The organism is Marinomonas sp. UCMA 3892, assembly GCF_012726345.1.
Lineage (GTDB): Bacteria > Pseudomonadota > Gammaproteobacteria > Pseudomonadales > Marinomonadaceae > Marinomonas.
This window is the reverse complement of record NZ_PTXN01000005.1, coordinates 1-21977: the sequence shown is the minus strand read 5'-3', so window position 1 is coordinate 21977 and position 21977 is coordinate 1. Positions and strand designations below refer to the sequence as shown.

The 21977-nt window shown below is 43.6% G+C and carries 17 protein-coding genes and 1 pseudogene; 10 read left to right on the top strand and 8 right to left on the bottom strand.

What is annotated here, in order from left to right; genetic code table 11:
• From B6N13_RS07940 to B6N13_RS07915, 6 genes are all read left to right on the top strand, one after another.
• Window positions 1-1125, top strand: a complete 1125-nt coding sequence (locus B6N13_RS07940) for a TrbC family F-type conjugative pilus assembly protein (protein WP_011788502.1) — start codon at window positions 1-3, stop codon at window positions 1123-1125.
• A complete protein-coding gene (locus B6N13_RS07935; protein WP_011788503.1) occupies window positions 1109-2137 on the top strand; it encodes a TraU family protein in 1029 nt (342 codons plus the stop codon). The genes B6N13_RS07940 and B6N13_RS07935 overlap by 17 nt, the downstream gene beginning before the upstream one ends.
• 2 nt (window positions 2138-2139) lie before the next feature.
• Window positions 2140-5832 (top strand): conjugal transfer protein TraN, encoded by a 3693-nt coding sequence (gene traN, locus B6N13_RS07930; protein WP_011788504.1) that lies wholly within the window; start codon window positions 2140-2142, stop codon window positions 5830-5832.
• Between the two features lie 241 nt (window positions 5833-6073).
• Entirely contained in the window at window positions 6074-6322 is a 249-nt protein-coding gene (locus B6N13_RS07925) for a hypothetical protein (RefSeq protein ID WP_011788505.1), read from the top strand.
• Window positions 6323-6331: 9 nt separating this feature from the next.
• Window positions 6332-8605: a dynamin family protein gene (locus B6N13_RS07920; RefSeq protein ID WP_011788506.1), complete on the top strand. Its 2274-nt coding sequence runs from the start codon at window positions 6332-6334 to the stop codon at window positions 8603-8605.
• Window positions 8606-8624: 19 nt separating this feature from the next.
• Window positions 8625-9143 (top strand): hypothetical protein, encoded by a 519-nt coding sequence (locus tag B6N13_RS07915; protein ID WP_011788507.1) that lies wholly within the window; start codon window positions 8625-8627, stop codon window positions 9141-9143.
• A gap of 58 nt (window positions 9144-9201) precedes the next feature.
• Here B6N13_RS07915 and B6N13_RS07910 read toward each other — a convergent pair.
• A pseudogene (locus B6N13_RS07910) lies at window positions 9202-9504 on the bottom strand (endonuclease); the annotation flags it as partial.
• Window positions 9505-9582: 78 nt separating this feature from the next.
• On the opposite strand from B6N13_RS07910, the gene B6N13_RS23660 reads away from it, so the two are divergent.
• From B6N13_RS23660 to B6N13_RS07890, 4 genes are read left to right on the top strand one after another with little or no spacing between them, the layout of a single operon-like run.
• Window positions 9583-11040, top strand: coding sequence for a site-specific integrase (locus tag B6N13_RS23660; RefSeq protein ID WP_007146129.1), 1458 nt, complete (start codon window positions 9583-9585; stop codon window positions 11038-11040).
• Window positions 11037-12962: a hypothetical protein gene (locus B6N13_RS07900; protein ID WP_139248925.1), complete on the top strand. Its 1926-nt coding sequence runs from the start codon at window positions 11037-11039 to the stop codon at window positions 12960-12962. The genes B6N13_RS23660 and B6N13_RS07900 overlap by 4 nt, the downstream gene beginning before the upstream one ends.
• Window positions 12959-15028 carry an integrase gene (locus B6N13_RS07895; RefSeq protein WP_014611288.1) on the top strand — a complete coding sequence of 690 codons (2070 nt, stop codon included), beginning with the start codon at window positions 12959-12961 and terminating at the stop codon, window positions 15026-15028. The genes B6N13_RS07900 and B6N13_RS07895 overlap by 4 nt, the downstream gene beginning before the upstream one ends.
• Window positions 15025-15429: a hypothetical protein gene (locus B6N13_RS07890; RefSeq protein ID WP_014611287.1), complete on the top strand. Its 405-nt coding sequence runs from the start codon at window positions 15025-15027 to the stop codon at window positions 15427-15429. The genes B6N13_RS07895 and B6N13_RS07890 overlap by 4 nt, the downstream gene beginning before the upstream one ends.
• Before the next feature lie 361 nt (window positions 15430-15790).
• On the opposite strand, the gene B6N13_RS07885 is transcribed toward B6N13_RS07890, so the two are convergent.
• From B6N13_RS07885 to B6N13_RS07855, 7 genes are all read right to left on the bottom strand, one after another.
• Window positions 15791-16660, bottom strand: a complete 870-nt coding sequence (locus B6N13_RS07885) for a LysR family transcriptional regulator (RefSeq protein ID WP_007146136.1) — start codon at window positions 16658-16660, stop codon at window positions 15791-15793.
• Window positions 16648-17664, bottom strand: a complete 1017-nt coding sequence (locus B6N13_RS07880) for a phosphonate dehydrogenase (RefSeq protein ID WP_007146137.1) — start codon at window positions 17662-17664, stop codon at window positions 16648-16650. Before B6N13_RS07880 ends, B6N13_RS07885 begins: the two co-directional genes overlap by 13 nt.
• A gap of 9 nt (window positions 17665-17673) precedes the next feature.
• On the bottom strand, window positions 17674-18480 hold the full coding sequence (gene phnE / locus B6N13_RS07875) for a phosphonate ABC transporter, permease protein PhnE (protein WP_007146138.1): 807 nt from the start codon (window positions 18478-18480) through the stop codon (window positions 17674-17676).
• A 9-nt stretch (window positions 18481-18489) separates the two neighbouring features.
• Entirely contained in the window at window positions 18490-19353 is an 864-nt protein-coding gene (gene phnD / locus B6N13_RS07870) for a phosphate/phosphite/phosphonate ABC transporter substrate-binding protein (protein WP_007146139.1), read from the bottom strand.
• Complete coding sequence (gene phnC / locus B6N13_RS07865) at window positions 19350-20210, bottom strand: phosphonate ABC transporter ATP-binding protein (protein ID WP_007146140.1); 861 nt, start codon at window positions 20208-20210, stop codon at window positions 19350-19352. Before phnC ends, phnD begins: the two co-directional genes overlap by 4 nt.
• Window positions 20211-21115: 905 nt before the next feature.
• A complete protein-coding gene (locus tag B6N13_RS07860; protein ID WP_007146141.1) occupies window positions 21116-21268 on the bottom strand; it encodes a hypothetical protein in 153 nt (50 codons plus the stop codon).
• Between the two features lie 195 nt (window positions 21269-21463).
• On the bottom strand, window positions 21464-21977 hold a 514-nt coding region (locus B6N13_RS07855), incomplete at its 5' end, for an IS5 family transposase (protein WP_169459044.1).

Sequence of the window (21977 nt, the reverse complement as noted above, 5' to 3'; positions counted from 1 at the left end):
ATGAGAAGACTATACCTCTTATTTTTGTTGGTTGCGCCATTGGCTTGGGTTCAAGTGTCCTGGGCACAAGAGCCTTATCCGTTGTCTGACGAGGACAAAAAGATCGTCGAAATGAGCCGCAGCATTTTACAAAGTGCTGTGGATGGTTCATCTGAATTTATCGAGCCTTTTTCACCGATTGAACAACCTGCGTCGCTCAAAAACAACGATGAATGGTTGATATTTGCGTCGTCCTCACTGGGAGATTCCTCACTGAAGCAGCTATTTAAAGAGGCCAGTGCTACCGGCGCTATTGTGTTGTTTCGGGGAATTCCTGAAGGAAAGAACTTGGGGGCGGCTATCCGTGATTGGCATACGCTGATGGTGGGACTTGATCCTGTTCCTCAGGTTCGAATCGATCCGAAAGCCTTTGTGCACTGGCGGGTGACTAGCGTGCCTGCCATTTTCCGCATAGAAGATGACAAGGTGACTGCAAGTGCACTAGGGGTTTACAGCAAGGACTGGTTGCAGCGTCAAATTGAAAAAGGCAATACCGGTTCATTGGGTCAACGCGGTCCTATTCATTCCATTTTAGAACCGGATTTGATGCAAGTGGCGATGCAGCGTTTACAGTCGATTGACTTGGGCGCGTTAAAGAAAAAAGCCATTGAGCGATTCTGGTCTCGCCAAACTTTCACTGAGTTACCCAAAGCCACGCAGTATCGGATAAGAATGGTTGATCCAACCATCGTCATGCAGCGGTCACTATTGGATGCCAGTGGCCGAACATTGATCCCAGCAGGAACGCGTATTAACCCGCTAAAAGCCTTGCCGTTTACTCAGCAGCTTGTGGTGTTTAATGCGTCGAACGCTGAAGAAGTGGACGCAGTAGCGCATTGGCTTGAGACGCAAGATAGGACACTGCGCCGCATTACGCTTATCACCACGCAGCTCGACCGTGCCCAAGGCTGGAATCGCCTCAATGCGCTCGAAAAGACATTGGACAGTCCGGTTTACCTTCTCAATGGCTCGCTAAAGCAGCGCTTTGATTTGCAAGTCACCCCGTCGTTTGTTCAAGCAAAGGGGCTCGCGTTTGAAATAGAAGAAATTCCAGCAAAGGAGCTTGTTCATGAAAAAGCTCAATAATACGTATCGTCTGTTGCGGACTCTCATTGTCATGTTTGTCCTTGGCGCATCTATTCCTGCAAAAGCCGAACTGACCTGCCCAGACGCGGGTTTATTGTCGGGTAAGTTGCTGACGGATGTTTGCTGGTCATGCATTTTTCCTATCCGAGTTGCGGGTCTTCCTCTTGGCTCTGGCAGTGTCCCAAGCGGCGCATCAAACAAGTCATTTTGCTTATGTGAAGATAACTTAGGCGTGCCAAGGCCAGGTATTGTTACCAGCATGTGGGAGCCAGCGCGTTTAATTGAACTGGTCAGAACGCCGGGTTGCTCGCCTTCCCTGGGAGGGATTCGTTTACCGTTAGGTGATAGGCGGCTGCAAGGTGGTCATGGCGAGGGTGAATACGATACCGGTGATCTCGCTTTCTACCATTACCATTATTACGCCTTTCCGCTTTTGGTCATGCTCGATTTGTTCATGGATGGCAATTGCAATGCCGATGGTTACATGGACTTTGACTTGATGTATTTGTCCGAATTGGACCCCACATGGATGAACGATGAACTGGCCTTTTTTACTCAGCCTGAAGCTGCTGCCGTTGCCAATCCATTGGCTATATCTGCTTGTACCGCTGACGCTGCTTCATCAACGCTTGGTAAACCCATCGATCAGTTGTTTTGGTGTGCTGGCAGTTGGGGCCATCTCTATCCCTTATCTGGCCACACCTTAGCCTTTGGCTCATTAGCAGAAAACACCAGCCATTTAGCAGCGCGAGCAATCGCGGCTCAACACAGGCGTGGTCTTGCAAGGCGAACAATGGGGAACAGTGCGCTATGCCGACCTGTTATCGAACCCATGCTGCCGAAATCCCAATACAAGATGAGTATGTTCTTCCCTGTACCGGAAACTGAAAGTGCGCATGTCATCGGTGAAAGCACCATGAAATGGGGAGAGTGGCGAACGATCCCCGGTGCCGGTGAAGATGCGCTCTACATTTTGTGGCGCTGGCAAGACTGCTGTAACTCGGGAGGTTAACCATGAAACCAACACTTTTTACCCGAGTTTTAGCGGGTATTTTATCAATCACTATGGCGTGCCTGCCCTTACATGGTGTGGCCGCTGATGTGCAGCGCCAATCCGGCCTAAGCGGACAACAAGAAGGTAAGCAATTGCTGCAAAACTGGACGATGCCCGCACTCAATGGCAATACATTGTCGGTGCCGAATGGCAGTGGTAATGAGTCCATTAACTTGCAAGAGCTTTTCCCTGGTATGGATCAGGGCTCATTGGATGTCTTAACGGGCGTTTATGGCTCTGATGCCAGCATGAATCAAATGGGGACACAGCGCCAAGAGAGCATGGCATCCGAAAGTGGCGCTACGGGTGAGGCGTTTCGTTCGCTACAGCAAATCAAAGACAGGTCTCGGCCAGATATGGTCAATGATCCGCTTTGGGCATTAACTGATGCGGTTCAAACTGCCCCCAATCTATTAACGCAAAGCTTCCCCGGCTGTGAGTCTCAAGGTGAAGGTAGCCCAAATTACCAGCAATGCGACAGGCTCAATACAGCGGTTAACAGCTGCACTATTACTCACGATTACACGGCAGGCATTATTGAGCATGTTTCAGGACCAATGAACCTTCGCTCTTGTGGTGAGGGATGTCTTGAAGTTTGGATTGGACGAATTGGCGACAACTACTGGAGTGGCCGTTGTAAAGTGTTTGAACAGGCCATCACACTCAAAGTCGTGAACCCCGATGCGATTACTTCAGCCGTTCTTGAGTACGCCAAATGGGATGACTACATGCAGGTGTGGCTTGGCGATCAGAAAGTCTGGTCTGGGCCGAACAATAACTTTCCACCAGAAACGGCAGGTCGCTGCGAGCTCAGTACCAGTTGGGAGCGCAATCCAAATACCGATCTCACTGCCAGGCTAAAAGCGGTAGAACCAGGTTTAGAAGTGCCGGTAAAAATTCGCGTATCGGTCACTGGTAGTGGTGAGGGGTATGCACGCATCAAGGTGCGCTTTGATCCAACCAAGGTGGTGATGAATGATAGTTGGTCGCCACAATCCTGTATCGAACAAGCAGCGGATATCCCGACGAAGTTTTCAGACTACAGCATTCAATGCACGGATCAGCCTTCTTCAACCAACGGATGTACGGTGGTCAATGGTGTTTCAGTTTGTGAATCCTACTTTGCCCCAAGCCCAGTGGCTGGCATATCGCCTTTGTGTCGGCGTGTTCAAGTTAGTGTGGATGATGAAAGCTATAAGGGGATTGAAAATCAGGCCTGCCAAGTGCTTGAAGCGAATCCTTCCTGTGGATTCATGTCGTCAGAATGTGCCGAGACCAATGATAAAGGTGAATGCATTCGTTTTACCGATACCTATGACTGTGGATTGCAAACCAGCGATCCAAAGTGTGTGGTATCCAACCTTATGCCAAGTAGTTTTGAAGCTTGTGAGCCTACTCAGACGATTACGCCATTTACTGAAACCAAGCATGTACCGGATTACCAGGTGTGCGAGAAGATCAGCACGCTTACTGAGTGTCAGTTAGAACGACGTATATCCGCCCAAACCCATCAACAAAGCTGGTCCATTGAGCGTGGTTGCTTTAGCTCCGAAACGCTCAGTTTTGTTCCACAGCACAGCAGCACTATGCAAACTGGAAACGCGACGCTGAGAGTGTTTGATAATCAAAATACTGAGATAAAAATCACCGAGTCGCCGTCCAAGGCAAATGGCTGGAAAACGACACTCTCATTGACGGGCAACAAGGAGACGGTCACAGAGACGAAACCGTCCATTAAATACCCTGAAATGACCTGTCCAAAAGGAACCTTAGTTGGTTCATTGTGTAAGGTCGTTAATGGGTCGATTATTTCGTGGCATGAACCTCAGGAAGTTACTCGTTCCAGATGTGAATCCGGCTGGAACAAAGTCGATTTCGATACTTGCAGCCGAGAAGTTCAGAAGTGTTTGGCTCCTGCGAAACTGAGCGCTTCATTGACCTTCTCTGGCAAGTACTTAGAACAGGACGTTGTTCATCAATCAAGTGATCCGGGCATAGACCAATGCTTGATGCAAACGGATCAGTTTACTGCCGTGCAGTGGCAGTGTTTGGATACGGGCACAAAACGAATCGACGGGTTAACGGTTGGTAGTGGCGAGTTGGCCAATCTTGGGAGCCTTTATCCAGCGGTTGTTTCGTCTCCTGTTCATTTAACCAGTCGCGGCAGCTCTGATGGACTGGGACTCTCATGCTGGAGGGCAAGAGCAACCTACAATGCTTCGACTGCTCATCCAGAGTTCAACATGGGCAGCTCAGATAGCTGGGTAGATGCCAATGGTAATACACAAACCATCGTTAATAACGGACAAAACACGACCACCAATACGTGTGCCGCGCTGGAGCAAAACCTGGCCTGCCAGTACGTCAGAACCGAATGCACTGAAGGCGGGGCTGGTCATGAAGGCTTCTGCTATATCCAAAGTTTGGTGTATGACTGCGGACAAAGCGTTGAAGTGCAAAATGCACGAATGGAAACTCAATACAACTGTGAGGGGCCAGTTCGCTGTATGGGCACAGATTGTTTAGAGCCAGAGTCAATCAAGCAGGCTAACTTTGCAGAAGCCGCAGCGATGCTTAATGCGGCGCAGTTTATGACCAATGATATGTCATGTACGGGAGCTGATGGCCAAGATAACGTCGAGTGTACGGTCTTTAAAGGTAATGCTGGCCAGTGCAAAAAAGCCGTTGGTGGCATAGTGGATTGCTGTGAAAAGCCAAGTGGCGTGTCGTTATCGGACTACATCACGATGATAGTGGCGGTTAACAAGCTTGATACGGCAGTCATGGCTATGAATCCGTCTTCGGCAATCTATGGTTCCTGGAATACGCTTAGGGAGCCAATCACGAGTACTTGGAGTGCGGTCCAAGAGCCTTTTGTGTCTGCATGGGACTCTCTCATGGGGGCTGGGCCATCAACGGCTGCTGGCGCGGGAGCGGAGCAAGCTGCGACTGGCTTCATGCAGGTGTTGACCAACAAAACGGCTGAATGGGTAGGCTCTACCTTTGGTTCGGGGGCGCAATCGGCACTGTTTAGTAACGTTGGTGGTGCTGTCGGAGCCGATGGTGTTGTTTCGGGCGGCAACTTTGCGCTGGGTGGCGCTGCGGGCGCGGTTCTGAGTACGGTTATGACGGCCTACATGATTTATTCAGTCACCATGATCCTCATTCAGCTTATCTGGAAATGTGAGCAGAGTGAGTTTGAAATGAACGCCAAGCGGGTATTGAAGAGTTGCCACTATGTAGGCTCTTACTGCAAGTCTAAGTTCTTAGGTGCCTGTGTTGAAAAACGGCAGTCATATTGCTGCTTTACTTCGCCACTTTCACGGATCATTCAAGAACAAGTACGTCCTCAATTGGGCCTTGGTTGGGGCAGTGCGAAATCTCCCAACTGTGAAGGATTGACCGCGAGTCAGTTAAACCAGGTGGATTGGAGCCAAGTCAATCTGGATGAATGGATAGGTATCTTATCGATAACAGGCAACCTACCCGAAGTACCGTCACTGGATTTGGAACGACTCACAGGCTCAGGAAGTACGCTAAACGTTGATGGAAACCGTCAAAGTGCCGCAGATAGAGCTATTGAAAGGCTAAACGGAATGGATGCCCAGAAACTGCGTCAGGAGGCGACGGAAGAAATTTCGGGGAATAATTGAGCGCACTCATAGAACAGAAGGCTTTGTGATGCAAAGCCTTCTATATCGATATGAAATAACCATTGAACTTCTGAGAAAACATTACCCAACCTTGGAATTTGTATTCCTTGCGTGCTGAGCTGTACAGTTCTCAATTTACATTCAACGTAAAAAATCTAGACAAATAGGTCTAGGGTGTTGACATGTTAGACTTAGTTGTCTAAATTGATGCTGTATTAGTCATATTTGTCTAGAGGTTGGTATGGAAATGGAAGATAAAGCGAAAGTCGCTGGTGCTGTTGGTGGCCTCGGCGGTGTAGGTGGTTCAATTGGTGCCGTATCAGCGGCAGGTTCCGTTGCAGGTTTAAGCGCTGCTGGTGTCACTTCCGGTCTTGCCGCCATAGGTGGTGTAGTTGGTGGTGGAATGGTTGCCGGACTTGCAATTACTGCGGCAGCTCCATTGGCGATTGGTGCTGGAACTTACGGTATATACAAGTGGCTGAAATCATAGGTCTGAAAAATGAAACACGATGAACTAAATGAGCGTTTAAGAACTTTCTTAATTTCAAGCCGAGAAAATGCGGGTTTGTCCCAAAGTGATGTTGCTGCAAGATCTGAGGTTTTTGGAATTGGAAGAACACTGGATCAACGGGCTGTTTCAAGAATTGAAAGTCAACCAATGAATGCTGATGCAATTAAGATTGCTGGGTATTTATCAGCTGTTGGGATTCAGCCAAGCAAGTATTATGAAATTTTAACGGAATACACTTATAAAGAGGATGATTACATTATGTCAGAAGTTGGTGAGCAAACTATCAAAATTAAGGTAGAGGCAGCGAAGTCGCTTATTTCATCAGTGAAAGATAGTATCGATTGCTACAATCATGAATATATCGATTCAATAGGGCTTAAAAGTAAGGTTGAACAGCTTGAGGCTGTAGTAGATGGACTTAATAGAAAGCCTGTAATTGGATGTTTTGGTCATTTTGATGCAGGTAAGTCAACACTGATTAACACTGTTATCAATCAGTCATTGCTCCCGACCAAATACCAACCAGCAACATGTGTTGTTAATCTTCTTATGCACGAATCAGATAAGCCTGAAACAATTTCAGGAAATGTGGCTGTGTTTAAGAAGGGCTTTAAGCCGCATATGGTTCATTCACCAGTTGATGTCGAAAAATATTTAATTGAACAAGGTGGTTCAGAAATATTGGATAGATTAGGAGTACACAATCATGAAGATGATGTATTAAATGAGGCTTATATCGCAATTGTTTTTTCAGATTCCGAGATACTTCGTTCGGTTTGGTTGTTGGATACCCCAGGGGATCTTAACGGTTCAGATGAGTCTGATACTGAGAAGGCTCTCGGTGGTGTAGAACTTGCTGATGGTGTTGTTTTTGTTTCAAATCATACCGGGTTTTTCAAAGATAGTGATTTAGGGTTTGCATCAAATATCATCAGGCAGAGACCACCAGTGGATAAGGAGAAACCACTTGATCATTTAATGTTCATTCAGTCTCATTGTCACTCTGAAATAAGCAGGGATGATGTGGAAGCTGTAGGTCGTGTAACCTTCAAGAGAATTAAAAAGCAACTAGATAATTTAATATTTTCATCATGGATGGAAGATGGATTTATTACGCAATTACCAGAAAGTTCAGAACTAACAGCACGAGTTCAACCATTTTGGCGTGAAAATAATGACTATCGTAGTGATACATTGCGAAAAATCACCGAAATGGCTTCGTCTCTAACTTTGAACCAAGAATCAATAGTAGATAAGTATATTTCTAATATTCTAAAGAATATCGAAAATATGCTATTGAGTGAGATTGAAAATCTAAAAAACAAGAAATCGGAGACTTTCGAAAGAATTAAGGAGGTCAACGAGAAGGATGCGCGATTTCGTGAGTTGTCTACTCAGTTGATAAAAGATTTTAACTCTCTCATTGAATCATGTAATAGCCACAAAAAACACGACTTGGATGTTATTAGTACCTATTACAAATACAACACTTCTGTTGAAGGTCTCGAAGAGCTTATCAATGACACCTATTCGGACAAGAAAGAGGCTCAATCTGAGTTAGGCAATTATATTGGTCAGCTTTTGACTACAAAATTAGAAAGCACATTAAAGACTAGTGGTAAAGCCGTATCGACGGAATTAGATTCTTTGTTGCTGAGATGGCAGGAAGCTGCCCCCACAATCTCAACTACAGGAATTGATACCCAAATATCTGGATTGGGTGCAGAGTTTAGTGCATTTAACTCGAGAGCGGCTTTTGTTGGAGGTCTTGCGGGATTAGGAAGTCTTGGAGCTATGGCATTATATGTATCGACTATAGCAAGTAATTTAGGTGCATATATTTTAGTTGGAAAGGCAGCTGGAGTATTGGTGTCTTTAGGGTTGGTTGGAAGTGTTACTACAGTAACTTCATTCGTTGCAGCCATCGGTGGTCCTATTACCATAGGTATTGCTCTTGCTGCGGCAATTGGTTACATAATATATCGACTAGCTGGTGGTAGTTGGCAAAAATCACTCGCAAAAAAAGCCGCAGAAGCAATTCGTAAAGAGTCGGTGTTTGATGACATAGAGAAAGCTGTAACTGAGTATTGGAATAGTACATCTAAGGCAATCAAAGCTGGTTTGGATGAGCTAATCATCAAAACTGATGAATATATTGAAAATTTAAAGGCTGATGCGAAAGTTGAATATGATATTGATGAAGTTGATGTATGTGTCTCACTTATCGATGACACGTTATTAATTCTTAAGTCTAGCGACTAACTCTTGATGGGAGGTATTTATGGCTTGGTGGTTCGCTGCTCCTCTTGTTATATGGGGGGCAAAAAAAATATATGATGCTGTTACTGAAGATGATGAGCCATCATATAGCTCAAGTTCAAGTAGTACACTATCTTCTGCGAAGTCTACTCGTACAAAGTTAAGGAAAAAACTCATACGAGAAGCAATACTTGAGAATAGGAAGTCGCTAATATCAAAGGCTTTTAGCGATAGAGAGTCTGAACTTGTTAAGTTGGATGGCTCAAGTAAAGCCGATGCGATCTTAGACGTTTCCGGTTTTAATGCGGCTTTAGGTAATTTGTCTAGCACTGTAAGGTTGTTAAATCCTACTTATAGTGAGAGTTTTGAGGAAGTTGATGGTTCGTTGTTGGTTTTCACAGATTTAAACTCGGAGGTCAACAATGTTGCAAAAAAAGCTGACGATGAATATGGTTCAATGGCGGGCATTGATCACTACAATGAATACGATAGATCCATAGATCCATTCATAGCTAAGTTGCAAAGTGAGATTTCAAGATAAATACAGTTTAATTAGTGGGATCTAAAATAGGGGCATACTGCCCCTATTATTTTATTATCTATTTTATATGGTGGTTTTTATTGCCTTGTAAGGCTTTAATTCGATTGTCTCGTGTAATTTCCCATTCATCAACAGGGTCCATTCTTGACCAAGCTTCAAAAAGCTGAGTTTGTTGCCTGCTTAGTCTTAGGCCGTATTGATCTCGCATGTAGAAATAAATTCTAGCAATATCACCCTGACGGTTAGCTGGTGGTTCTGCTCGACGGTCTTTGAAATAAACTTCGAAATCACATAGACCATAGGCTCTTGGTTCATTCGGAATCATGCCAAATCGAAAATTTGATCTATCCCCATTGAGTTCTCTACCTAGTAAAATCATAGTTGACATCTACCTATAAAAATATACAAATGAACATATGATTTATTAAGAGGCAATTTAGTGGCTAGACGAAGATTTAATTCCTCCAAACACTTTCGTTCACAAGCAAGAGTTGTGTATATAAAGAAATTTCAAGAAGGAAAAGCAATTTATACAAATCCAGCAGGTTGTCTTGAAGATGGTTGGCAATGGGAAAGAAAGCCTGGGTTTTGGCCAGAGATGCCAGTAATTTTGAATGGGAACGGAGTTCCATGGGATCTGGGCAATGCTTACCTTCTTTGCCACCTAAACACTGCTCTTAGATCAAAAATGGAATCAATCAAGGATCGAGCAAAAAGCTTGTGTTTTTATCTAAAGTTCATTGAAGACGAAGATCTAGATTTACTTGAATTCCCAGCGCAAACGAGAAGACGACCAACCTATCTTTTCAGATATAAACTACAAGAACTTATTGATCTAGGAATGGCTCCAAGTACCGCAAGTAAACATGTCGGCCATGTCATTGCTTTTTATAGAGGTATACTCAACCACAATCTTGTAGATGAGTCTCGTATTGGATCTAGACCATTTAGAAGCTTTAAGAGGTATGTTCAGACTTTGAATAATGAGGGTTTATCTCGATTTAAAGAGGTCCAAACAACCGATATTTCTATCAAGGTTACAAAAGCAGAAACTCGGCCAGACAGAATAATGGATGGTGGAGAATTGCGCCCTCTATCCATAGCCGAGCAACAGGCAATAATGTGGGGCTTGGAGCGAAAGTATTGCTCAGTAGCAACCGAATTAATTATGCTGACTATGCTCAATACGGGAGCGCGGATTCAATCAGCATGTACCCTTCGTGTAGGCCACATTAAAGAGGCATATGACGAACTTAAACGTACTGGTAAAAGTTGGGTTTTTATTCATTCTCACAGAAGTAGATTCCCAATCGATACTAAGTTTGGAAAGCCTAATAACTTTAGGTTCCCCAAGACCCTTATTGAGAAATTGTTCGTCTATATAAATAGCGAACTAAACGCTAAAAGAATGAAAAGCAGCTTCTTCGGTTTGAGCGATGAAAATTATGTATTCTTAACAGAGCAATCTAATCCATTCTATTCCTCGCGAAGTGAGATCAGGAAGAGGCAAGATGAAGCTGCTCATTGGGTTGTCAATGCTCCTGCATTCAGTCCTCAAAACGGAAGCACTTTTCGGGCAAATATTCGCAATTTCATTGCTCGTGTAAGACAAGATCGGCCTGAACTTGATGAGTTTGCGCCGCACGACCTTAGAGCTACCTTTGGTATGAACATTGTTAGAAAGCTTGCCAACGATCCTGAAAAAAGATTCACAACAACTCATATGGAACTAGCTGTCAAAACCGCTCTTAACCATAACGATATTGCTACTTCTAGACTATATGTCAATTTTGACGAAACGCTGCTTAACGTTAATTCGATTAATGAAATGCATGAAGCTATTATTCTTGACGGATACAAAGTTCTCGAAGCTATCTACGGGGAGAATCGAGTTTGATGGAGTATCGTCCAGAAATAATCATCCACATTACAGACAAGATAACAGAAGTTCTGAAACCCGAAATGACAGTGCTTGAATTCGATATCGACAACTCATGCAGAACTTGTGATGTAGGAAGTTGGTGTTACTCAGTAAGGAGTAATGCAAGAAACCCTAACCATAAGAGCCGTTCTGTCGCTAAGGAATCTATCGTTAAAGACAGGCTAAAGTATGTCGAACGAATAATCGAAGGACTACGAGCTAGCACATACAATCAAGCTACTGTTTATAGCCATGCAGGCAAGATAGCCAGGTTTATTGATTTCGCTGATAGTAAAGGGATGTCGTTATCTAATGATAAGGATTGGATTGAGTCGGTATATAGCTATTATGAACATCTAGTATTGAGCACGCGTTTAGCTGACGGTACGGAAGGTAGTTTGAAAGAGCGCTCTGCTTCAGCTGAACTATCATCTACCAAAAAAGCATTGGCATGGGCCTTGGAGTTAACAGATAACGAGGTCAGCTTAAAGATACCTCATATTAAAGAAGGTAAGTCAGAATCTCTTCCAGGAGACGACTTAGAACGCAACCAATTTGTGCAAGTATTGCTTGCTATTTTTGAGCGCTTCACAGACATACTAATCAATGAAAAACCGTTTCCTTTTGTATTAGACTTAAGTCATTGGGGCTTTGGTAAACATGTTTTCTCAAGATCTAGTCACCTGAGCAAAGCTTCATATACAAAATCTTTTGTGAATGATGATGCTGGCATTGTATCTAGAGAAGAAGTGCGTGGTCGATATACAGATTGGCGAGAATGCGTTGGTGTAATGTCTGTTTACGATAACTGGATCAAACGCCTAGACAAGACCAATAGCCTAAATACAGACTTACAGCGAAAGTCGCTCTATAACTCTGCAACGTATTGCTACTATCTTGCATTTATTGGGATTGTAGGTACCAATAATGGTGTCACCTCTGCATTAAGATTAAGCTCTTGTGAGAAATCTGAGCCGATCAATTGTAAAGCGCCTAGAGGCTACAGTTTCACTGGGCTAAAGGTTAGAGCGGGTAATAAGACAGTTTACCCAACAATGGGGAAAGAGTTTTACCAATTCCACAAGAAATATGAAAAGCTTCGTCAGTGGGGAGAAATTGAATTCGATTTAGATGTTCAAAGAGTAGGATTTTTTAGAATCTCTGGAATCGGTAAATGCGCCCCTTTGAATAAAGTCTCCATTGATACTCTTAAAGAATGGCTAATAGGACATTTACCTAATGTTAAGTGGCATACCCCTAGAGAGCTAAGAAAAGGTGTTTCATGGTCTTTTTGGAATCTAAGTAATGGTGACATCAATACCGTTGCTTGGAAACTACAGAATGACGTGAAAACTACCCTCAAGAGCTATTCCAATCCACCGAAGATAGCTGGATTAAAAGAACTTTCTACATTCATGAACGAAATGTGGAATGAAGCAATAGATTCATCGAGAAGCGCCAAATACATTCCTGTACAGATAAATAACGGTCTACATAAAACGCCTGCTGGCCACTGTAATGCTAACGATTTATCTCAAGCTAAGCGTAGCGAAGGTTTTACCGACTCAGCACCCGAGCCAAACTGCAGTAGAAGCGAAACATGCTTTTTCTGTAGGCATTATGTTTTACATGCTGACGAAGAGGATATTCACCTTATAACTAGTTTAAAGGTATTGCTTCCATACGCGCAGAAACGCGCAGCAAACGAAGCTTCCTACGCCATTAAGTTTGCACCAATACTCTATAGAATTGATGAAATACTTGAAGAGCTAATAAAGCAATTTCCAGCTAAAAAATCTTTAGTTGATGATGCTATGAATAAAGTAAAGCAAGGAGATTTGTCAAAGCATTGGCAGAGTCATTTTGATCTACTAGCTGATTTGGAGGCATACTCGTGAATGTTCAACTAGTACCCTATGACACTATAGGGATTGCTCAGCATACTTCGCCTGATTCACTATCTACTGATGTTTCTACCCCTGATTCTAACCATGTTATAAGTCGGCGAAGAAACGGAGACATTCTGTCTGTTTTTGCTGATAATGTTTGGGATTTTTCTCTATACACGTCAAGACCAAATGCTCGTATATATTTCGAAAGTATATTTTCCGAAGATCATGGAGTCTTTGAAAGACAGAGTCCGCTCGCCAATTCTATCATTCAAGATTCTAAATTAATCATTCTAAATTTATGGTATCGAAGACAGCTATCAGTAAACAGCGTAATGGCGCTATGGATACAAATAAAATACTTAGCAAGATATGCTCTATCTTCTGGAATTAAGTTCGCAGATGTTTTAGGTAAAACCGAATTTATCGAATGTAGATTGGAAGGGGCGGAAAGTCGGTACCAAGAGTGGGTTAGGCTTGCAAGTCTATACAATCTGATTAAACACCTCTCGCAACTATCGCATCAGGTAAACGATTTCAACCTTATACCCTCTGTGGATTTAACTAAACTGGTAGCTGAACAAGCTCAGGAGCGCGTGGATGAAGCAATTAGAGAAAAAATCCAAACACCTGTCATTCCAATAAGGTTGCTCAGCGAGCTTATCGAACAAAGTACCGAGACCTGTTTTAAGTTTATGGAGGTCGTAACGGAAGTAGAGAAAGCCTGGGAACATTACGAAGTGACTAAGGAGAGAGCAGAAAAAGGGGAAATCAAATTCGGGAAATGGCGTAAGAGTAACGCTACTATCGCTCGACAGGTATGGAAATATATTAAAGAAACATATCCAGATATCGCTAACCTATTAGAAGAGTTACAAGTTGATAGCATTCAGGAATTAACAAACTATATTAGCTATATTCAAAAAACTTCAGCAGCTATGATTTCTCAATTTACTGGCATGAGGGTCTCTGAAGTACGAGCAATCCCTTTAAATAGCTATCGAAGGGTTACTTATGGGGAAGAAGTAATTTGCGGGTTTGATAGCTATACATTCAAGTTTGCTGGTAATTCTCCAAAGAAACAGTTCTGGGTTACGGCAGATCAAGCAGAACTTTACTATCAGTGCGCTCTTGCCAGTGCAAGGTTAATCTACAGGTTCTATTATTCGCTGAATATGGATTCTGTGAATCAAGATAAGTACCCTCTTTTTCCTAACCATAGTTCGAGGGTTGACAGCGAGACGCCTATATTTGTTGTGAACCCTCGGCCATTCAAAGAGGGATGGAGAGCCAGTACTAACAATACACTGCGTCGAGAGGCCTTTGTCATTACAAATGAAGACCTAGAAGAGATGCAGAGTTTCAACCCATGGGTCGACTTTTCTAAAAAAGGTATAGATGTCGGCAAGGAATTCCCTTTTGCATGGCACATGTATCGCCGTTCATTAGTTGTATATGCTGCTCGTGGAGGAGTATCAATTCCAGTAATTGCCAATCAACTCAAACATCCAATAGAAAAAATGACGGTTTATTATACTGATGGAAGTGCCTATGCGAATAATTTTGTAGAGAGAGGTACCAATCAGAATGAAGGATTATTCGATTTTATAAATGAACTTCAAGAAGAAGTTTTAACCATGAAGGTTGATGCTATTTGTAATGACATTTCTGATTATGAAGGAATCCTATTTGGTGGCGCAGGTGCAACTCTTCAGAGGCAAAAAAATAAAGGTATACTCCCTTCAATCTACGAAGACCGCGCTCTAACTGAGAAAGAAGTAAGATCAGGCAGACTATCATATCGGAGAACTGTAGTAGGAGGGTGCTCTTCCATAGAGCCTTGCGATAGAGTCGCATTTACCTCGATTCTTCCATGTATCGATTGTAGTGATGCTATTTTCAACGATGACACTGCCGAAATCATGGCTGATCAAATCGAAGTATGGAAAGAAGAAATCTCCATATACGGTGAAAAAAGTCCCTTTTCACTTCAGCGAGAAAAAGAAATATCTGTTGTAGAGCAACACCTTGCAGCACGAAACAATTTAATTCCTGTTAAGGAGATCATCGAGTGACTGAATTAAGAGGCGAAGCTTTATACTGGGAAGCTTTTGAACGACTGAAGTCTGGGAAAGCTCAGATCATTGATACTAATTCTCCTTCCTTTAAATTCACTAAAGATAATGTAGCGATTGAGGCGGGTAAGAAGAAAGGGTTTGTAAAACAGGAAAGATACCCTGATTTGTGTGATTCAATTGAAAATACTGAAAACACGAGATGTTCTGCCGCTAGTAGAGATCCAGAAAATTCCGATTCGATAAAGCTTATTACATCTCAAAAGAAGAAGGCAAATGCTCGATATTCAAAACTTAAGGCCGAACATGACCTCTGTTTGGAGAAGATGATGAATCTTCTTAGAGAGAATTTCGAGCTACGTAGAGAATTACAAGAATTAAAGAAATCTAGTATGCAATAAAGTGTATCGGCCTTACAATTTTAATATGTGTCGTGACTAAAGCTGACAACCCCACTATGGCTTATTGGTCCGCAAAGCTGCCGCTCGGTAGCCTTATTTTAGATAGAGATAAAACAGCCAGTTTGAATCTTGAACCCGCCACCTAAAACAATCTCTTCTCTCTTGCCTGTTTCAGTATTAACTTAAACGGCTATCTTTAAATGTCGTAGTGACCAAATCTCCCAATATTTGCTCGAAAATAAACTATTCTGACCCAATGATCCTAAGAATCATTTGTGTTTTTAAAGTGCTTGCCTAGTCATACGTTGGGTGAATCTATATTTGCGTGGGAGCAGTATCATATTTTTTGTTAAAGATTGACCTATGAACTGAGTAAATATTCAACAAATTGCGGCTGTTTTTGCTGAATGGTCGATTGCTGCCGCCAGACCAGCTGGATGTCTTTTGTTAGCGCATGATCCTCTAAAGGGATTGCACATAAACTTCCATGTTGCACCTCATCAACAACAGACGATGCAAATACCAGCGATATTCCTATGCCTGCCCGAACCGCCTGCTTAACGGCCTCTGTGCTGCCCAGTTGCATTGATACAGTGGGAAAATGCTGGCATTCCTGCAAGTAGTTTTTGAGTATCCTTCCTGTTCCGCTGCCAGATTCTCCGCCTAACAAATTCAGCCCGGACAATATTGATTTACTGATCGATGACAGTTTTGCAAGTGGATGATCTGGAGGCGTAATCAAGACTAATGCTTCAGTTTTCCAGATTTGAGATTCAAAACCAGCTTTACCTGGCCACCATTCCATCAAGGCGATATCGATTTCAGCATTTTCCAGTTTTTCGGCAACGACTGGGTTGCTGTCTATTACGATATCCAGTTTGTCATTTATAAACGCTTGTTTATGCCGGTAATTCTGCAGGTAAGGCTGCAACAGATAAATGCCGATATTTGAACTGGCTCCAATTCTCATGGAGGGTTGATTCACAGCCAGCAAGGCTCTGTCTTGTAGTCGCAACATGCTCTGCGCATACGGCAAAAGACGAAGGGCATATTCAGTCGGCTGGCAACCGCTACGCACACGATGAATCAAGGATACGCAGAGCGTTTCTTCCAGCTTCTGAATATGCTGCGAGATAGTTGGTTGGGCTAATCCCAGCTGCTCGGCAGCTGCCTGAAAACTGCGCTGCTCAATCACCATGATCAAACTTTTCAGCCAGATCAGATTGAGCATGCTATTTCCTTTTGTGCGGGTAATTGGTTGGCCGGATCCAATGGAGGCTCGCCGTTCAAAACCCTGAGAATATTTTCAGCCGCACGTGTTTCAATGGCTAACCTGACCTTGCTCACCGCTGAACCGATATGTGCCGTGAACAAGGTGTTGGGATGTGTTAATAAATTGGGATTGATTTCCTTTGGCCTGTCGAGACGTGCCCAGTCTTCCATTTCAAAAACATCACTGGCATATCCGGCTAAATGGCCGCTATTAAGCTTATCTAAAATGGCACTTTCATCAACAATAGACCCACGGCAGGGATTCACCAAAAATGAACCGGGCCGCATCTGCTGTAAACGTTGTGTATTTAAAAGATGTTGCGTTTGCGAGTTTAATGGCAGTGCCATAATCACGATATCGGCCTGAGCAAGGGCGTCGTCCAAAGACAAAAATTCAAGTTTTAATGCTGCTTGTTGTTCTGCATCCAGAGGCTGAGTGTCGGTATAGACTAAGGTTGCACCCCAACCGCTCAGCCTTTGTGCAATGGCCTGACCAATTGCACCCATGCCGATAATCGCAATAGTGGATCCTTCAATTCCCATTCCGTAAAACTGTGGAAGCCAGCCCTTAAAGTTTCCAATACGTACATGTTGATCCGCCGCCCGTATATGCCGAATTAATCCGACCATTAGGCCGATGGTTAATTCAGCTGTGGGTACTGTTAATAGGTCTGGTACAAAGGTCAGCCAGACATTGTGTTCAGTGCAGGCATCGACATCAAAATTATCATAGCCCTTTAATGCCGCACCAATGACCTTCAGTTGCGGGCAAGACTCTAAAAAAATGGTATCTACCCGATCCGGCATGAATACCATCAAGGCTTCTGCATCCTTCGCCCGTTTCATTGTATCGTTGCGTGATAAGCTGAACGGGGTCTGATTCGTGATCAACTCACAATGCGGTGCTAATATGGCCAACACCTCTTCATGTACTTTATGCGTAATTACCAATTTTGGTTTCATCGTTATCTCCTACTTGAATTTTTTGCGTAACAGGCCGCTCAAGGCATCGACCAATGTGACCATCAGCAGAATCACTAGCAGGATAGCCAATACTTCCTGATATTGCATAATGCGTAGTGAACCCATAAGTTCAAAACCGATACCGCCAGCGCCTACCATGCCCATGATTGTCGAAGCTCTGAAGTTATATTCCCAGCGATAAATTGCGACATCGGCAAACTGCGGCATCACTTGGGGAAGAATTGCGTGATAGAGCACCTGCATCGGTGAGGCACCAGCGGCACGGGCGGCTTCCACCGGAGCGTCATCCACGTGCTCAATCGCTTCGGCAAAGAATTTACCTACCATGCCGATGGAATGCAGCGCTAAAGCCAGCACACCGGGTAAGGCACCGAAGCCGACGGCAGCCACAAAAATAATCCCCATAATCAGTTCCGGAACGGATCGAAGGGCATTTAGAACGATGCGCGCCAGCTGAAAGATCACACCATGAGGTGAGGTATTACGCGCTGCCAGAAATGCCATAGGCACAGAAAATATAACTGCAATTGCGGTACCGGCAATACTCATTGCTAGCGTATCCAGCAAGGGTGAAAACCAGTTTTGAAGGTTGGTAAAGTCCGGTGGGAAAGACTCGCCAGCCAACGTTCCTATTGCAGGCAAGCCATTTGCCAAAATTTCGAAGTTCAGTACATTCACATACCAGGCTGCCAGCAGAACGATGACCAATAAGGTCACCACCTGCAGGGTTTTACGTTTCCAGTTCTTGCTGTAACTTTGCAGCACATCTGTTTGTGTAATCAGGTAGGTATTCATAAATCATCCTTACATCTTGGAAAAATCAAGATTCAGTAATTTACCCATAACACGTATCACGTCATAATCAGCATCGGTAATCGGTGCAAATCCCTCTGCTTTGAAATTCTTCAATATCTCTTTGTCATCCAGGCTGACAAACGCATCTTTAATTTTCACTTTGAGATCCTTATTAAGGTTGGAGCGCATTGCCCAGGGATATTGTGGATAAGGTTTGCTATAGCCCAAAACTTTAACTTTTGCCGGGTCAATGAGTTTACGTTCCACCACATACTTAAAAATCACCTCAGAGAGCCCGCCTGCATCTGCATTACCATTGGCCACATTGACAGCCACAGCATCATGCGAGCCGACGAAGTGTTGTTCGTAATCGGTTTTCGCTTCGATGCCGCCTTCCTCTAAAAGAACCGTTTTCGGGATGAGATGACTGGACGTTGAGGCGCGATCGCCATAGGCCATTTTTTTACCTTTAATGTCGGCATAGGAATCAATGCCTGACTCTGTATTGGCGATCAAAATGGAACGGTATGTCGGTACACCGTCGATTATCATTGCCGCAAACGGTTCAATATCGCTTTTTGATTTGGCCATCACATAAGACAGCGGGCCGAAATAGGCCAGATCAATACGGCCAAAGCGCATCGCTTCAATCATGGATGAATAATCGGTTGTGACTATTAATTCCACCTTTTTGTTTAACTTGGCTTCCAGATAATTTTTTAAGGGTTCATTGCGCTTGATTAGTTCGGAAGCGTTTTCATCCGGCAGCAAGGCGACTTTGAGCATATCCGGATCGGCATCTGCTGCCATACAGGGGCTTATGGCTGTCACCAGCAAGGTGGTGGCTAAGAGTATTTGTTTAAACAGTTTCATTTTGCTATCTCCAGTTGTGTTGCCGTTTTAGTGGGTAAATGTTGATAAGAAGAATTGGATTGCGTATCGGCGGTTTGTTTATCTTTTCTTTTGGGGTTGGCCGATTGTTGATAAATCAACTTGAGCTGTTTGTCATCGAGCTCTTGCGGAGCGGCATCAAACACCACTTGGGCTTGAGCTAAACCAATGATGCGATCGGCAAAACGTTTGGCATATTCAAGCTGATGCAATGAGACGATAGAGGTAATGCCGTCTTCGGCACAGATTTGTTTCAATTGAGACAAAATTTTTTCGGATGTGGATGGATCCAGGCTGGCGACAGGTTCATCCGCCAGAATAATACTCGGCTGCTGAGCCAAAGCTCGGGCAATACCTACTCGTTGTTGCTGGCCACCTGATAATTGATCGACCCGCACCAGGGCTTTGTCAGCAAGGCCAACGCGATCCAGACAATGCAATGCCAATTCAAGATCGGTTTTGGGTGGCGGCAATAAACTACGCCAGAATGAATGATATCCCAGTCGCCCCATGAGTACATTCTGCAGGGCTGTGTGACGCAGAATCAGTTGATGGTGCTGAAACACCATCGCGGTTTTGCGTCGATGCCGGCGCAGTATGCCTTGATTATCCAGTATTCCGAATTCAGCAGAAATCACTTTACCCGAGGTAGGTTTCACCAAATGATTCAGTGACCTCAATAAGGATGATTTTCCCGCACCTGATAAACCTAGCAGCACTGTGAATTCACCACGTTGAAAGTTGATTGAGGTTGCACGTAATGCTTCAATTCCGCCGGGATAGATTATGCCAAGATCGTCTGTGGACAGAATTGGCTGAGGTGAGTGGCTTAACGTCATATCATTACCTTTCGCAATAATTGTCACCGCTGTATTGCGGTTCACAATCGAATACTAAGGTTTGAATATGACAGAGAAATGAAGCTTAGATGACTATTTTATTTCATAGCTTGACTGACTGGAGTGAAAAAGAACTCACGGGGACAGTACTCTATATGGGGGGTTGAGCACAAAACTAACATTTTAAGAATGCAGGAATATTAATGACTCTTTGTTGAAATCGATCATTTTTGGTTGCACTAAATACCACTGGCATCGAGCACAAAGCGCTACCTATTAAATCCTCAGAAAACAGCGAGCAAGAAGGTTGGAAGTTAGCTAGTTTTTTTTCGGTTCATAATGATCGCTTTGCTCTTGAAGTAAGCTGTTTTTGGGTCAGTCAAACATGAACGCTTTTGAAGCAAAGCCTTAATTTTCCAGCACCCTAATTCATGACGATTAGGCCACGCTCTATTTAACCTTCAACGGCAGTTCATGGCACTAGGATGCCCAGAAGTCGACCTTCGAAAGAAATCTGATCAGACTTTTTTGCTCTTGTGCCTGTGAAGTCCGCAAAGTTGCCGTTCAGATACATTGTTTAGATAAGGACAAAACAGCCAGTTTGAAGGTTGGGTCAATAGTGGCTTATGGTCGAAAGAGACCAATTCGGGGACGCTAAAGACCAATGATTATGAACATTAACCACCCATTTTAATTAAAACTGATGATTTAGAGTTAAGAGAAAACACAGCAGTAGATGGCTCCAACCAGAGTTGATATTGAGTGACTACTCTTACTAATATTTTTCACCTTATCAGATGTTGACATGAGCTCCTCAACCAGAAGTTCGATATTCTATTTGTGCTACCCACTTATTCATTACCTTGCGCAACCATTTCGTTCATAGCCTATGCGCGTTGCTCTAGTTAAAGTGCCTGTTTTTCCGTTTGATCAAAGGTATTACGATAAACGGCAAACGAATTATCAGCTTCAATTTCAACCTCTTTTGTCGAGCTGGCTACTCTCCAAAGCGCTGTTTCTAAATGGTTACTTAAAAATTTTTGTCCTAGATTAATCATTCATTCTTCCTGTATAAATGAACTCTCCAAAATAATTTTGATAGAGCGCTTTTCGCTTTAGGAACATACGAACAAGTAAGACAATTTTTAGCTGACTTTCAGCTTGTGACAGTATTTCCTCAGAAGCGACATTTAATCACCACTTAACCCACTTGTAAGGTACTTCAAGCACCTTACAACCGTTATTTGGACGGATTAACCCCGTGCAGAACGTATCATCTGATCTACTCGTAACAAATTTCCAAGTGCAAACAGCACGGCGAGTTTGTTGTCATTTTTAGACAGGCCTTTGTAGACGACTTTGCGGAACCCAAACTGGCATTTCAGTATTCTAAACGGGTGCTCGACTTTCGCTCGGATACTCGCCTTTAAGTATTCCGTTCGGATCAGCTGCTTGTTGAGGCGGGGGTGCTTTTTCCAAGCACGTATCTTGCTGGGCATCTCAGCTACTAACCAATCGACATTCTTATCTTTTGTTTCTGTGCGCTTTTCTACGCCACGGTAGCCAGAGTCCGCCGATACAAATGACTCATTGCCATGAAGAAGTTCCGTCAACTGGTTTAAATCGTGATCATTGGCAGGCGTCGTGGTGAAGCTGTGAACTAACCCACGCTTTGCATCAACACCGATGTGAGCTTTCATGCCAAAGAACCATTGTTTTCCCTTTTGCGTTTGGTGCATTTCGGGATCGCGTGCATTAGATTTATTT

What these genes read in the sequence shown, in the direction of transcription:
- B6N13_RS07940 (WP_011788502.1), top strand. Translation starts at nt 1, where the DNA reads ATGAGAAGACTATACCTCTTATTTTTGTTGGTTGCGCCATTGGCTTGG.
- B6N13_RS07935 (WP_011788503.1), top strand. Translation starts at nt 1,109, where the DNA reads ATGAAAAAGCTCAATAATACGTATCGTCTGTTGCGGACTCTCATTGTC.
- traN (WP_011788504.1), top strand. Translation starts at nt 2,140, where the DNA reads ATGAAACCAACACTTTTTACCCGAGTTTTAGCGGGTATTTTATCAATC.
- B6N13_RS07925 (WP_011788505.1), top strand. Translation starts at nt 6,074, where the DNA reads ATGGAAATGGAAGATAAAGCGAAAGTCGCTGGTGCTGTTGGTGGCCTC.
- B6N13_RS07920 (WP_011788506.1), top strand. Translation starts at nt 6,332, where the DNA reads ATGAAACACGATGAACTAAATGAGCGTTTAAGAACTTTCTTAATTTCA.
- B6N13_RS07915 (WP_011788507.1), top strand. Translation starts at nt 8,625, where the DNA reads ATGGCTTGGTGGTTCGCTGCTCCTCTTGTTATATGGGGGGCAAAAAAA.
- B6N13_RS07885 (WP_007146136.1), bottom strand. Translation starts at nt 16,660, where the DNA reads ATGCTCAATCTGATCTGGCTGAAAAGTTTGATCATGGTGATTGAGCAG.
- B6N13_RS07880 (WP_007146137.1), bottom strand. Translation starts at nt 17,664, where the DNA reads ATGAAACCAAAATTGGTAATTACGCATAAAGTACATGAAGAGGTGTTG.
- phnE (WP_007146138.1), bottom strand. Translation starts at nt 18,480, where the DNA reads ATGAATACCTACCTGATTACACAAACAGATGTGCTGCAAAGTTACAGC.
- phnD (WP_007146139.1), bottom strand. Translation starts at nt 19,353, where the DNA reads ATGAAACTGTTTAAACAAATACTCTTAGCCACCACCTTGCTGGTGACA.
- phnC (WP_007146140.1), bottom strand. Translation starts at nt 20,210, where the DNA reads ATGACGTTAAGCCACTCACCTCAGCCAATTCTGTCCACAGACGATCTT.
- B6N13_RS07860 (WP_007146141.1), bottom strand. Translation starts at nt 21,268, where the DNA reads ATGATTAATCTAGGACAAAAATTTTTAAGTAACCATTTAGAAACAGCG.